Source organism: Streptomyces sp. NPDC096079, assembly GCF_040303145.1.
GTDB lineage: Bacteria > Actinomycetota > Actinomycetes > Streptomycetales > Streptomycetaceae > Streptomyces.
In genome coordinates this window covers 22,269-35,910 of the sequence record NZ_JBEOST010000039.1, presented here as the reverse complement: position 1 = coordinate 35,910, position 13,642 = coordinate 22,269, and the positions used below count along the sequence as shown (strand labels likewise).

Sequence of the window (13,642 nt, the reverse complement as noted above, 5' to 3'; positions counted from 1 at the left end):
CCCGTCGAGCGCATGATGCGCGACGCCAAGATCACCCAGATCTACGAGGGCACCAACCAGGTCCAGCGCATCGTCATGGCCCGCAACCTCCCGTAGGCACGGGAAAGGGCGCCCTCCCCGCCGGGGAGGGCGCCCTCGTCACGTCTCACGTCACCGGCTGGACTCGACGGTGACCTTCTCGTCGTTCTTGATCTGCTCGACGAGCTGCTTCACCTTCGGCATGTCCCACTTCAGGGAGTTCTGCGGAGCCGAACCGGCGATCGGCATGTTCATGGACTTGCCGTCGCCGCCGCTGATGCCCTTCATCGCGAAGAACATCTTCCCGAGGTCGTACAGCGACATGTCCTTGTCCACGATCAGCGTGTCCAGACCGGCGCCGAGCGTCGGGTACAGCGCGAACGGGTTCAGGATCGTGCCCGGCGTCGCCGCCTGGTTCGCGAGCGCGGAGAGGAACTTCTGCTGGTTCTTCGTCCGCTGGAGGTCCGACTCGGCGAAGGCGTACCGGGTACGGACGAAGGCCAGGGCCTGCTCGCCGTTGAGGGTCTGCGTGCCGGCCTGGAAGTCGGCGCCGGACTTCTTGTCCTTGAAGCCCTTGTCGATGTTCAGCTCGACGCCGCCGAGCGCGTCCACGATGTTCGCGAAGCCGGCGAAGCCGATCTCCGCGTAGTGGTCGATGTGCAGCCCGGTGTTGTACTCGACGGTCCGCACGAGCAGCTCGGGGCCGTCCATGGCGTAGGCCGCGTTCAGCTTGGAGCCGCCGCGCGCCGGGTACGACTTGCCCGACTCGGAGCCGACGAAGTTGGGGATCGTCACCCAGGAGTCACGGGGCAGCGAGACCATCGTGTTCCCGCTGGAGCAGGCCGCGAGGATCATCATCGAGTCGGTCCGCTTGCCCTCGGCGGAGCCGGTGTGGAGCTTCTTCTTCTCCTCGGCGGACATGCCCTCACGGCTGTCCGAGCCGACGATCAGGTACGTGGTGCAGTCGCCCTCCTCCGGCCGCTCGATGACCTTGGAGAGATCGACCTCGTTGCGCATCTGGGAGCTGGCCCAGGCGTAGGTGCCGATGCCCCAGGCGAGGACGCCGACGACCAGCACGATCGAGCCGACCTTGACGCGCTTGCGCCAGTCCGGCGCCGGACGGCCGGGCCCCTGCGGCGCGTACTGCGGGGGCACGCCGCCCCGGCCGCCGCCGCCCTGGTGCTGCTGGCCGCCGTAGACCTGGCCGGAGCTGTACCCGGAGTCGTACCCCTGGTTCTGTGCCTGGGTGAAGTTCGGGTTGTGTCCCGGCTGGCCGTAGCCCTGCTGGGCGCGCGGCGGCTGCTGCGGAACCTGCGGGCGCTGCACGTGGCTCATCCGGCGGGGTCCCTCGGGCTGGGAGTTCGCGTTGCCGCGGCCGTATCCGCCGTCATCGGGCCAGTCATTCATACGGACCAGTGTGCCGGGCAGGGCTTTCCGGGCGACAGCCCGGGTGGAGGATCGGGCCGGGGCTGTTGCCAAGCTGATGCAAAGCGGACCGAACGGCGACCGCGCGAGGACCCGGCATATGGTGGAGGGCATGACAGATCAGGGCGATATCCCGGGAAAGCCCATCTCAGCCTCCCGCACCACCCTCAGCCACATCATGACGAGCCACGACACCAACCTCCTGGGCACGGTGCACGGCGGAGTGATCATGAAGCTGGTGGACGACGCGGCGGGCGCCGTGGCCGGCCGCCACTCGGGAGGCCCCGCGGTCACGGCCTCCATGGACGAGATGGCCTTCCTGGAGCCGGTGCGGGTCGGTGACCTGCTCCATGTGAAGGCCCAGGTCAACTGGACCGGCCGGTCCTCCATGGAGGTCGGCGTCCGGGTCATGGCCGAGCGCTGGAACGAGTCCACGCCCGCCACCCAGGTCGGCTCCGCCTACCTCGTCTTCGCCGCTGTCGACGCCGAGGGCAAGCCCCGCGCGGTCCCCCAGGTCATCCCGGAGACCGAGCAGGACAAGCGCCGCAACCAGGAGGCCCAGATCCGCCGCACCCACCGGCTGGCCCGCCGCCAGGCCATCCGTGAACTCCGGGAGCGCCGGGCGGCCGAGGGCTACGAGGACTGACGCGGCCAGGGCCCGTCCGGAGAGTCCCTAGGGGCACACCACCCGGTCCCCGGTGACCGCCTCGAAGGGCGCCTCCGTGGACTCCGCCCGCACCCCCCGGACGGCCTTGTGGTCACCGCCCACGGTGACCCGCAGCGTCCCGCCCCGCCCCGGGACCGCCCGCAGCTCCGCCCCCGGCAGCGCGGCCGCCAGCGACTTCGCGGAGCGGTCCCAGCGCGGGTCGTACTCGACGAGGGTCCGCTTCCGCGGGGAGCCGGTCATCGGCGTGCGCGTCGTGTCGAAGCCGGTCGCGCGCAGCGCGTCGTCGACCTTGCGGCCGAGCCCGTCGGTCCGGGTCCCGTTGTAGACCTGGACGCGGATCGTGCGCGGCGGCACGTCCACGACGACCTCCCGGGGCGCCTTCGAGGAGGTCGCCGCCTTCTCCGCCGCGGCGGCGGCGAGCGGCTGGTCCTCCCGGAGGGACTGGAAGAGCCTCTGCGCCTTGGCCGCGTCCCACTTCACGGTCGAGCCGATGCCCCGCACGGGGAAGCTCATGTCCCCGATCGGCACGGACACGAACTCCGACGAGGCCGGGGTGAAGCCGTGCATCGCCTTGGCGAGGGCCAGCAGCTGATCCGTACCGAAGTCCTCGTCCGCCCGGACGGAGCCGAGCATCGTCGTCGCGACCTCACGGAACCGCACCGGGTTGAGCAGCACCCCGCCGTTCGTCATCCGCTCGATCAGCGCCGCGAGGAACCGCTGCTGCCGCTGCATGCGGCCGATGTCGGCGGCCCCGTCGATGTGCCGGGAGCGCACGTACTGCAAGGCCTGCCCGCCGTCCAGCTCGTGGGTGCCGGGCGCCAGGTCGAGCCCCGTGTACGCGTCCTTCAGGGGCCGCTTCGTACAGATCTCCACCCCGCCGACCGCGTCCACGGTCCGCATGAAGCTGGTGAAGTCGACCTCCAGGTAGTGGTCGATCTTCACGCCGGTCATCGACTCGACGGTCCGCACGGTCAGCCCCGGCCCGCCCTCGGCGTAGGCCGCGTTCAGCTTCACCGGATGCGCCCGGTGCTTCTTCCCGCTGATCAGATCCGTGTGCTCGGGCATCTCCGCGTACGAGTCACGGGGCAGGCTGACGACGCTCGCCCGCTCCCGGTCCTCGGAGATGTGGACGAGCATGACCGTGTCCGTGCAGTGGCACGGCGCACCGCCCAGCCGGTACTTCGCCCTCTCCTCGGGCGTGATCCGGTCCCGGCCGTCCGTCCCCACCACGAGCACGTTCATCCCGTGCCCGGCCTGCGGCCGGTTCTTCATGTCCTTGAAGGGGTCCACCCGGGTGATCCCGGTGTCCAGGCCCGTCACCACGGCGTGCCCGATGCCGCCGGCCGCGAGGACCGCCACCGAGAGCGCCGTCGCCATCCGCATCCCCCACCGGGGGCGCCTCCGCCGCCGGCGGACCGGTACGCGACGGGCGGCGGGCCGGGGACGGGGCGTGCGGGGCGGTGTGGGCACGGACGGACACCTCCGCGGGTGGGACTGGGGAACCGTGAGCACGGTAGGCCCATACGATCAGCGCAAGGGCGCACCACCCGCTCGGCGCGCACCCGTGTCCCCCGTTCGCGGTAACGTGGCGGGCAATGAACGCCACGCCCCCCGTCTCCGTGATCATGCCGGTCCTCAACGAGGAGCGGTATCTGCGCACCTCGGTTCGTCACATCCTGGAGCAGGAGTACGACGGCGAGATGGAGGTGGTGATCGCCCTCGGCCCGTCCACGGACCGCACGGACGAGATCGCCGCCGAACTCGTCCGCGAAACCGCTTCGGGCAAGCGCCGCGTCATCACGGTGCCGAACCCCACCGGCCGCACCCCCGCCGCCCTCAACGCGGCGATCCAGGCCTCCCACCACCCGATCGTGGTACGCGTCGACGGCCACGGCATGCTCTCCCCGAACTACATCTCCACCGCCGTCCGGCTCCTGGAGGAGACCGGCGCGCAGAACGTCGGCGGTGTGATGCACGCCGAGGGCGAGAACGCCTGGGAGGACGCGGTCGCCGCCGCCATGACCTCGAAGATCGGCGTGGGCAACGCCGCCTTCCACACCGGCGGCGAGGCGGGCCCCGCGGAGACCGTGTACCTGGGCGTCTTCCGGCGCGAGGCCCTGGAGCGCCAGGGCGGGTACAACGTGGAGTTCATCCGCGCCCAGGACTGGGAGCTGAACTTCCGCATCCGCGAGGCCGGCGGGCTGATCTGGTTCTCGCCCGAGCTCCGCGTCCAGTACCGCCCGCGGCCCTCGGTGAAGGCCCTCGCGAAGCAGTACAAGGACTACGGCCGCTGGCGGCACGTCGTCGCCCGCTACCACCAGGGCTCGATCAACCTGCGCTACCTGGCCCCGCCGACCGCCGTCTGCGCGATCGCCGCCGGCCTGGTCGTGGGCGCGCTCGTCACCCCCCTCGGCTTCCTGGTCCCGGCCGGCTACCTCGCGGCCATCACCGCGGGATCGGTCCCGGCCGGCAAGGGCCTCCCGCTGAAGGCGCGCCTGCAGATCCCGGTGGCCCTCGCGACCATGCACATGTCCTGGGGCTACGGCTTCCTCACCAGCCCCCGCTCCCTCGCGCGGAAGGTCATCGCGAGCCGCCGCCCGGCCGTGCGGGCGGAGCACGTCTGACGGCCCCGAGCCGACCACGGCGAAGGCCGGGCCCCCTGGTGGGGGCCCGGCCTTCGCCGTGGTGCGGTCCGGCTCAGCCCTTCGACGTGCCGTCCCACTTGTAGACCGAGTAGATGTCCATGCACGTCGACTTGTCGTCGGCGCCGTCCGGCAGGTCGCCGGCCTCGGTCGTCGGCTTCTTGTACGTGTCGCCCTCGCGCCAGTCGGCGCCCACGATCAGGGTGATGCCCTGCGCGTCGGCGGCGGTGTCGGCGCGGACGGCCGAGGCGGGCAGCCCGAGGGCCGTCGCGACGGACTGGGCGTTCACCTTCCCCTGCTCGCCGCTCGCCTTCGGGTAGGTGACGACGGTGTCCTTGCGGCCCTCCGCCTCCCGGATGGCCTCCGCCTGGGTGAAGCCCTTGCCCTGCAGGGTCGTCGCCAGCTTCTTCGCCCGGCCCTCGGCGGCCGGCTCGCCGTCGCCGCCGGTGCCGTTGACGACCGTGACGACGAAGGAGGACGGGGCCTGGGCCGGCGTCTTCGGCTTCGCCGGCGTCTTGGGCTTCGCCTTGGCGTCGGCCGGGTCGCCGTTCTTGTCGAGGGCGACGTCGTCCCGGAGCATCGACCACATCTTGTCGGCGGACGACGGGACGAGCTGCAGCCACTCCTTGGGGCGCTGCGGATACTCGACCGTCGGGACCGTGGCGGTGGTGAGCCGGTCCAGCTTCACGTTCTTGAACTGCATCGACAGGTCGAAGAGCTTCTTCACGGAGCGGATCTCGTCGGAGACCTGGAGCGCCGTCGTGGCCGTCTCGGCCAGGCCCGTCAGCCGGCCGGTGTCGGTCCAGGCGTTCTGCTCCTGGAGCCGCTTCATCATGCCGTTCATGTACATGTGCTGGGCCTTGGCGCGGTTCTGGTCGCTGCCGAAGGCGTGCCGGGTGCGCAGCCACTGGAGGGCCTGCTCGCCCTTGATCTCGTGGGTGCCCTCGGTGAGCCGGAGGCCCGAGCCGCCGTGCTGCGCGGCGGTCGACCGGTCCCAGACGCCGGTCTTCACGCAGACCGGGACGCCGCCGACCTCGTCGGCCATCGCCACCACACCGGCGAAGTCGACCATCATCCAGTGGTCGATGTAGACCCCGGTGAGGGACTCCCAGGTGGTCAGGGTGCAGCCGGGGCCACCGCGCTGGAGCGACTCGTTGATGGGCCGGGTGTCGGTGGCGGCGTAGGACGTGCCGTCCTTGTCCTTGCAGGCCGGGATGGGGACGACGGTGTCACGCGGGATCGAGATGATCGAGGCGTTCTTCCGGTCCGCCGAGATGTGCAGCAGCATCTGCACATCGGCGAGGGGCTTGCGGCCCTTGTCGTTCCGGCCGCCGCCGAGGGCGATGTTCTTCTCGTCGTTCCGGCTGTCGGAGCCGATGAGCAGGATGTTCAGCGGTGTGTCGCCGAGCGCGTTCGGCGCGGCCCGCTTCACCCCGCTGTCGCCGCCGGCGCGGCTGCCGCCGCGGATGTTGCCGTTCAGGTGCTCGTAGTACAGGTATCCGGCGCCGGCCGTGCCGAGTATCAGCAGCGACAGGGTGACCGCCACCCACCGCAGCACCTTGCGCTTGCCGGTCTTCTTGGCGCGCCGCCGTGCGGCCGCCCGTCCGCCCGGGTCCGTACCGCCGCCGCTCCCACGCCGGCGCGAGGCGCGGCCGGACGCGGGCGCGTCGGCCTCCGCCTCGGGCGCGTCGTCCTGCACGCCGGTCGCCTCGCCGGCGCCGTGCAGGTCGTCGTCCCAGCCCAGTTCACGGGCGCGCGGAACGCTTTTTCGCGTTCCCTCCCCACGCACGCTGCTCTGTCCCACCCCAGGTCCCCTCGTGTGTCAGAAGCCCGTCAAGTCCCGGCGTTTCCGGGTCACTTGGCGCACACCTGCTTGTCAGCTGCTACCTTCTCCAGGTCCTTCGGCGCCTTTGCCGGTCCGGTGACCGGCACCCCCGCGCCCTTGAAGTCCGCGCCGAGGACGAGCGTCATCGGCTCGCGCTCCCCGGCGTCCTGCGTGCCCGGCTTGAGCGCCGTGGCCGGCAGGCCCATCAGGTCCGCGAGCTTGCGGGCCTGATCGGCCTGGTTCGGTGCGTACGTCAGCGTGGTCTTCGCCGCCTTCTCGGGGGCGTTGCTCTTGTTGGTGGAGCGGTTCACACCCTGGTCGTTCTGCAGCCAGTTGATGGTCGACTGGGCCGCGCCCTGGATGCCGCTTCCGTTGAAGACGTCGACGCGCACCTCGGCCGCGGTGGACCGCGTGCCCTTGAGGAGCGCGGCCTGCGCGTTCTTGGCGTCCTGCTGCTGCTTCTTCACCTCGGTGAGCGAGGTGTCGGACTGGAGCATCGCGAACAGCTGCGGCGCCTTGACCGGGTCGGGGACGACCGTCGCGCGCCGGTTCGGCGGCTCGTCCGGGTTGTCGATGACCGGCAGCGTCGCGAACGCGATGTTCTTGGTGTCGATCGAGGACAGCTCCCCGGCCAGGCCCTGGAGCTTGGTGAGCGAGCCTATGCCGGAGTCGACGGTGAGGGCGCTCGTCGCCGCGTTGGCGAGGTCGAGGAGCTTGCCCGGGTCCGTGAGCGTCTCGTCCGACTTCATCTGGCGGATCATCGAACTCAGGAACTGCTGCTGGACCTTGATGCGGTCCAGGTCGCTCTCGTTGCCGAAGCTGTGGCGGGTGCGGACGAAGGCGAGGGCCTGCTCGCCCTGGATGACGGACTCGCCGGCGGGCAGCTTGAGGTGCGACTTCGGGTCGTTCACGGCCTTCTCGACGCAGACCTTCACGCCGCCGACCGCGGTCGTCATCTCCTTGACGGCGTTGAAGTCGGCCATCATGAAGTGGTCGACCTGCACGCCGGTCAGCTCCTCGACGGTCCGCATGACGCAGCCGGGGTCGCGGCCGCTCTGGCCGAGGCTCACGTTGAAGCGGACGTCCGTCTCGGCGGGGATCGTCTTGATGCTCCCGTCCGCCTGACGCGTCTCGCATTCGGGGATGTCCGTCTTCATGTCGCGCGGGATGGACAGCGCCGTGGCGTTCGTCCGGTCCTTGGAGACGTGGAAGAGGATCGTGGTGTCGGCGTGGCCGGGGCTGTTCTTGTCGCCGTAGCCCGCGTTGCCCGCGCCGGTCCGCTTGTCGGTGCCGATCACCAGGATGTTGAAGGCCGTGCCCTTGGAGAAGCCGGCGTTGGTGTTCTTGCCGACGACGTCGACGACGTCGAGGTTGTTGTTGAGCTTGTTGTACAGGGCGTACGCGCCGGCGGCGCCGCCCACGAGGACGAAGGCCATCGTGCCGCCGGTCCACAGCAGGACCTTCTTCTTGCGGCTGGCGCCCTGTTTGCGCTTGCGGCGGCTCTGCGGCGGGATCCGGCCGCTGCCGGTCTCCTCGGGGGCGCGACGGCGTCGCTGGCCGGGGACGGGGGCCTCGGTGGGTGTGGGAGCGGACGCCGGCGCGGCTGCGGCGGAGGCGGATCTCCGTGACGGGGACGGCGCCTGCGCCTGTGACTGCCCAGCGGAGCGGTCCAGTCGCAGTTCGTAGTTGCCGGTCCGTGGGTTGAGGACCCACTGGTCGGCGGGGTCGATCTCGTCCGCCCGTCCACGGCTGTGCGCGTCCACGGTTCCTCGAGTCCTCCGTCGGTGCCACGCGGGGCGCCTCCCCCACAGGGCGCCGCTCTCTCGGTCGTTCGATCCTTGGTGAGTGCGACCACGCGGTCGGGGTGCACCGGATCGCGTCACACTATCCGCCCAGTTCAGCGTGGGGCGACGTCCGTGACAAATTCCACGCCCCTTACAACCGGGCAATTTGCCCAAACCTCATCGCTCTCAGCGCTCGCCTTGGCCCGCCCTTTACTCGCACACCCCTTCCGCCGCGTTCCGTCCCGTGAAGGTGGGCGTCGTGGAGGGGCCCGGGGTGTCCGAGTCGTCGGGCTTCCCGTCCCCGCCGGGCTCCCCGGTCTTCTTCTCGCTCTCGGGCGTCACCAGAACGGGCCGGTCCTCGCGCAGCTGCTTGAACAGCTCACTCGCCGCTGGCTGGACCAATTCGTCCCGGTTCGCGTCATATCGGTAGGAGCGGCGCGGGACCGTGAGGAACTGCACCTTGTCCGTGGGGATCGCCCGCATGTCCCGCGCCAGGTCGTACAGGTCCCGCAGCGAGTCCAGCCCCGGGTCCGTGGTGATCGCCTTCGTGGCCGCGTCCAGGACCGGGTAGAGCTTGGTCGGGTTGAGCAGCACCCCGTCGCTCTGCACCTTGTTGACCAGCGCCCCGAGGAACTGCTGCTGGCGGTCCATGCGTTCGGTGTCGCTGCCGTTCCCGAGCGACTTGCGGGCCCGTACGAAGCCGAGCGCCTGCTCCCCGTGGAGCGTCTGCCGGCCCGCGGGCAGCTTCAGCTTCGCGTCCGGGTCGTTCACGGGCTCCTTGAGGCAGACCTCCACCCCGTCCACCGCGTCCACCATCTTCTTGAAGCCCCGGAAGTCGATCACCATGTGGTGGTCGATCCTGATCCCGGTCAGCTTCTCGACGGTACGGATCGTGCAGGCCGTGCCGCCGAACTCGAAGGCCCAGTTGAACTGCGCGAACTGCTGCCGGGTGCGGGTCCCGTCCGGCTTGCGGCAGCTCGGGATCGTCACCATCAGGTCGCGGGGGAGCGAGACGGCCGTCGCGCTCGACTTCCCCGCCGTGAGGTGCAGCAGGATCGTCGTGTCGGAGCGCTGGGTCCCCTTGTCCCTGCCGTACTTGCGGTTGCCCTCGCCGGCCCGCGTGTCCGAGCCGATGAGCAGGATGTTCCGGGCGGCCGAGGTCCCGGCCGGCGGGCGCTCCTTCTCGTACCTCTCCAGCTCGGCGGCGGCGGTGGTGTCCGTGGTGATGTTGTCGTCGAGCTTCCGGTAGAGCCACCAGCCGACCCCGGCGGCGGCCAGGACGACGACCGCGCAGCCGAGGGCGGTCCAGCGCAGCCAGTGGCGGCGCCGGCGCGGCGTGTCCTCGTCCTCCGCCGCCGGGGGATCCGGTTCGGCGGGCGTGCCTGCACGGTCCGTCACGTCAGGGTCCGTCCTTCATGGCGTCGGCGGCGCGCCTGGGCGTCCACCGGTCACACGAGGAGACGGCCGAGCCCGACGCATGGTTGTGCGGAGGAGTCGACTCCCCCCGGGCCGATCATGTACCGGAGAGGCCCTGGGGGCCCGGGGACTCGGCGCGGTGCTAGGCCGAACGAGTCGGCTCGGCGGGGCCGCGAGGCGGTCCGGACCGGCTCAGAGCGCCGTGTGCGTGACGCGCTCGCTGTCGATGCGCTTCTCCAGGCCCTCGGGGCTCAGCCCGCCCAGGTTCCGGCACAGGACCACCGAGCCGCCCGCCGCCAGGGGGGCGTACAGGCCCGACGAGAGGCCCTGCCAGTCGCCGTAGCCGAGACCGGAGAGCAGCCGGGAGCCCGGGGCGAGGCCGAGCACCGCCGCGTCCGCCCGTGCCCGCTCGACGAGCTGCGCGCCGCTGTGTTCCGTACCGTCGACGACGAGCGCCGGAGCCTCCGGATCGACCGGTACGAAGGGGGCGAACCGGTCGCCCTGGCTCGGCACCTCGACCGCGTAGTCCGCGTATCCGGCGGGTGCGGCCGGGAAGCGGCGGCCCAGCGGGGCCAGGGAGAGCGCGATCCGCTCCCCGGAGCAGGCGAGACCCGCCTCCAGGGCGTCCGGGCCCGCGACCACGACGTCCGCGCCGGCCGGGTCGCCGCCGATCTCCGCGGTCACGCCGACGGACGCGCAGGCGAGCAGCCAGACGGCGCTCTGCCAGTGCGCGGGCAGCAGCAGCGCGAGCCGGTCGCCGGGCGCGGCGGACAGCTCGCCCTGGAGGAGGTTCGCCGTCTTGGCCACCCAATTGGCGAAGGTGGCGACGGACAATTCCACGCGCTCACCGGTGGCGTCGTCGTAGAAGGTGACCAAGGGGCGGGCGGGGTCCGCGGCGAGCGCGGATCGCAGCAGGTCGGCGGGGGTGCGGTCGCTGGCGTTCACGCCGGACAGCGTACGCGGGCGGGCCCGCCGGGGTCCGCCGTACCGGTGACGCCGTCCTCCGGTCGGACCGACGGTCCGTCAGTTTGCGGGCGGGTTCCCGGCGAGCGGAACGGCCCGGGGATACGCACGATCGGCCCATGCGTGCCTCACTCGCCTCCTCGATCGCCGTCACCTGCGCGGCGGTACTCGCCCTGCCGGTCTCCCTCACCGTGCCGGCGGCGGCCGCGGCGCCACCGGCGGCCGCCTCCGCACAGCCACCCGCGCCCGAACTCCCGGGCTCCACCCAGTCGCTGCCACTCCGCCCACTGGGTGCCGCCTCGCGGTCCCTGGGCGGCGGGGCGACCCCGGGCGAGCAGGGGCTCACCCGACGCGACGTCAGGCCCTTCTCGCTCGTCGGCGTCGTCTGGGACGATCCGGCGGCCCCGCTGCACGGCACCGTGCAGGTCCGCACCCGGGCCACCGGCGGCGGCGCCTGGTCCCAGTGGCAGGACGTCGAGACCCACAACGAGGAGCACGGTGCCGACCCCGACACCGCCGAAGGCTCCGCCCGTGCGCGCCGCGGCGCCACGGCCCCGCTGTGGGTGGGCGACTCGGACGGCGTCGAGATCCGCGTACGGGGGGAGGAGACGCTCCCCACGGGCCTGCGGCTCGAACTGGTCGACCCGGGACAGGCCCCGGGGGACCCGGCGCGGGCCCCGGAGGTCGCGGAGCCCGAGGCTCCCGCCCCGCGCTCCCGCAGCGCGGCGATCCCGGCGGCCGCGGCCGCCCTCGGCGCGGCGGAGGCGGCGGCGAGCGCGGTGAACGCCCAGCTCGCCCCGTACGGAGCGGCCTGGATCCCGGCCCTCTCGAAGGAGGAGACCGAACTCACGGTCCCGAACCTGCCGCGCACGGCCCAGACGGCGGCCGAGGCCCAGGCGGCGCCGGCGGCCGAGGCGGCACCGGCCGCCGCCGCGGCGAAGCCGTACATCGGCCCCCGTCCCAAGATCATCACCCGTAAGGGGTGGGGCGCGGACGAGAGCATCCGCGAGAAGGGCTTCGTCTACACGGGGACCATCAAGGCGGCCTTCGTCCACCACAGCGCCACCGGCAACAACTACACGTGCGGCAAGGCCCCCGCCGTCCTGCGCAGCATCTACCGCTACCACGTGCTGAGCAGCGGCTGGCGGGACTTCGGCTACAACTTCGCCGTCGACAAGTGCGGCAACATCTACGAGGGCCGGGCGGGCGGCGTGGCCAAGCCGGTCCTCGGCGCGCACACCCTCGGCTTCAACACCAACAGCATGGGCATCGCCGTCCTCGGCACCTTCACCAAGAGCAATCCGCCGGCCGCCGTCGTGACCGCCGTCGCCCGTCTGACGGCCTGGAAGCTCGGGCTGCACGGGGTGAACCCCAAGGGGACCTCCTATCTGGTCTCCGGGGGCGGAAACCTGTACAAGAAGGGCAAGAAGGTCAAGTTCAACGCCATCGCGGGACACCGTGACGGATTCGCCACGGAATGCCCCGGCACACGCCTCTACGGCAAGCTCGGCACGGCCCGCACGAGCTCGGCGAAGTACCAGGGAAGGCCCTGATGGGGGCGCGGATGAGGGCAGGGAGGCAACCATCTGCATAAACTGACCGGTCATATCGCACGGACGACCGAGACGGGCGAGCTGACCGGCCCCGAACAGGAAGCAGAGACGACAAGGTGACAGAAGCGATCCTCCTGGTCGGTGGCAAGGGCACACGGCTGCGACCGCTCACGGTCAACACGCCCAAGCCCATGGTCCCCGCGGCGGGCGTCCCCTTCCTGACCCATCAGCTGGCCCGGGCCCGTGCCGCCGGCGTCGAGCACATCGTGCTCGCCACCTCCTACCTGGCCGAGGTCTTCGAGCCGCACTTCGGTGACGGCTCCGACCTCGGCCTCAGCCTGGAGTACGTCACCGAGGAGGAGCCCCTCGGCACCGGCGGCGCGATACGCAACGTCGCCTCGCGGCTGCACTCGGGCCCCGACGAGCCGGTCCTGATCTTCAACGGGGACATCCTCACCGGCCTGGACATCCAGGCCCTCGTCGCGACCCACTCCTCCTCCGGCGCGGACGTCTCGCTGCACCTCACCCGGGTCGAGGACCCGCGCGCCTTCGGCCTGGTCCCCACGGACCCCACCGGCCGCGTCACGGCCTTCCTGGAGAAGCCGCAGACGCCGGAGGAGATCGTCACCGACCAGATCAACGCGGGCGCGTACGTCTTCAGGCGCTCGGTCATCGACACGATCCCCGCGGGCCGCCCGGTCTCGGTCGAGCGCGAGACGTTCCCGGAGCTCCTGGCCACCGGGGCGCACCTCCAGGGCATGGTCGACTCCACGTACTGGCTGGACCTCGGCACCCCGCAGGCCTTCGTCCGCGGCTCCGCCGACCTCGTCCTGGGCCGCGCGCCCTCCCCGGCCGTCCCGGGCCGCTGCGGCGACCGCCTGGTCCTGCCGTCGGCGCGTGTCGCCCCGGACGCGAAGCTGACCGGCGGCACCGTGGTGGGCGCGGGCGCGGTGGTCGGCGAGGGCGCACGGGTGACGGGCTCGACCCTCCTCGCGGGCGCGATCGTCGAACCGGGCGCGGTGATCACGGACTCCCTGATCGGCGCGGGGGCGCGCATCGGCGCGCGTACGGTCGTGAGCGGGGCGGTCATCGGGGACGGGGCGCAGGTGGGCCCGGACAACGAACTGCGCGAGGGCGTCCGCGTCTGGTGCGACACCACCCTCCCCGCCGGCGCGGTCCGCTTCTCCTCGGACCAGTAGCCCTCCCCGTTGCGGGCGGCGCCCACGCCCGTTGCGGGCAGGCGTCCCGCAGGGCGGGACGGGTGGGCCCAACGGACGGCGCCCTGCCGGCGCCAGAAGCCCACGTGCCTGAACCCGCACCACGATGCACGCCGCCGCCGGGGTGCGGGT

At 71.8% G+C, this 13,642-nt stretch carries 11 protein-coding genes; 5 read left to right on the top strand and 6 right to left on the bottom strand.

Features of this window, described 5'->3' with window-relative positions; translation table 11 throughout:
* A partial coding sequence (locus ABTY59_RS36775; protein WP_157849844.1) for an acyl-CoA dehydrogenase family protein occupies positions 1-96 on the top strand: 96 nt, incomplete at its 5' end.
* Between the two features lie 54 nt (positions 97-150).
* On the opposite strand, the gene ABTY59_RS36770 is transcribed toward ABTY59_RS36775, so the two are convergent.
* A complete protein-coding gene (locus ABTY59_RS36770; protein ID WP_352023498.1) occupies positions 151-1,425 on the bottom strand; it encodes an LCP family protein in 1,275 nt (424 codons plus the stop codon).
* 118 nt (positions 1,426-1,543) lie between these two features.
* Here ABTY59_RS36770 and ABTY59_RS36765 point away from each other — a divergent pair, with 118 nt between their 5' ends.
* Entirely contained in the window at positions 1,544-2,089 is a 546-nt protein-coding gene (locus tag ABTY59_RS36765) for an acyl-CoA thioesterase (RefSeq protein WP_352023497.1), read from the top strand.
* A gap of 27 nt (positions 2,090-2,116) precedes the next feature.
* Here ABTY59_RS36765 and ABTY59_RS36760 read toward each other — a convergent pair whose 3' ends face one another.
* Positions 2,117-3,580 (bottom strand): LCP family protein, encoded by a 1,464-nt coding sequence (locus ABTY59_RS36760; RefSeq protein ID WP_502995472.1) that lies wholly within the window; start codon positions 3,578-3,580, stop codon positions 2,117-2,119.
* A gap of 125 nt (positions 3,581-3,705) precedes the next feature.
* On the opposite strand from ABTY59_RS36760, the gene ABTY59_RS36755 reads away from it, so the two are divergent.
* A complete protein-coding gene (locus ABTY59_RS36755) occupies positions 3,706-4,734 on the top strand; it encodes a glycosyltransferase family 2 protein (protein WP_352023495.1) in 1,029 nt (342 codons plus the stop codon).
* A gap of 73 nt (positions 4,735-4,807) precedes the next feature.
* On the opposite strand, the gene ABTY59_RS36750 is transcribed toward ABTY59_RS36755, so the two are convergent.
* From ABTY59_RS36750 to ABTY59_RS36735, 4 genes are all read right to left on the bottom strand, one after another.
* The gene (locus tag ABTY59_RS36750; protein ID WP_352023494.1) at positions 4,808-6,556 is read right to left on the bottom strand and encodes an LCP family protein; all 1,749 of its coding nucleotides are present in this window, start codon (positions 6,554-6,556) and stop codon (positions 4,808-4,810) included.
* Between the two features lie 50 nt (positions 6,557-6,606).
* Positions 6,607-8,340 carry an LCP family protein gene (locus ABTY59_RS36745; RefSeq protein WP_352023493.1) on the bottom strand — a complete coding sequence of 578 codons (1,734 nt, stop codon included), beginning with the start codon at positions 8,338-8,340 and terminating at the stop codon, positions 6,607-6,609.
* A gap of 231 nt (positions 8,341-8,571) precedes the next feature.
* Positions 8,572-9,759, bottom strand: coding sequence for an LCP family protein (locus ABTY59_RS36740; protein ID WP_352023492.1), 1,188 nt, complete (start codon positions 9,757-9,759; stop codon positions 8,572-8,574).
* 210 nt (positions 9,760-9,969) lie between these two features.
* Entirely contained in the window at positions 9,970-10,722 is a 753-nt protein-coding gene (locus ABTY59_RS36735) for a TIGR03089 family protein (RefSeq protein WP_352023491.1), read from the bottom strand.
* A 137-nt stretch (positions 10,723-10,859) separates the two neighbouring features.
* Between ABTY59_RS36735 and ABTY59_RS36730 the strand changes: the two genes are divergently transcribed.
* Entirely contained in the window at positions 10,860-12,293 is a 1,434-nt protein-coding gene (locus ABTY59_RS36730) for a peptidoglycan recognition protein family protein (protein ID WP_352023490.1), read from the top strand.
* A gap of 116 nt (positions 12,294-12,409) precedes the next feature.
* Positions 12,410-13,492: a mannose-1-phosphate guanylyltransferase gene (manB, locus tag ABTY59_RS36725; RefSeq protein WP_352023489.1), complete on the top strand. Its 1,083-nt coding sequence runs from the start codon at positions 12,410-12,412 to the stop codon at positions 13,490-13,492.
* Positions 13,493-13,642 lie beyond the last annotated feature (150 nt).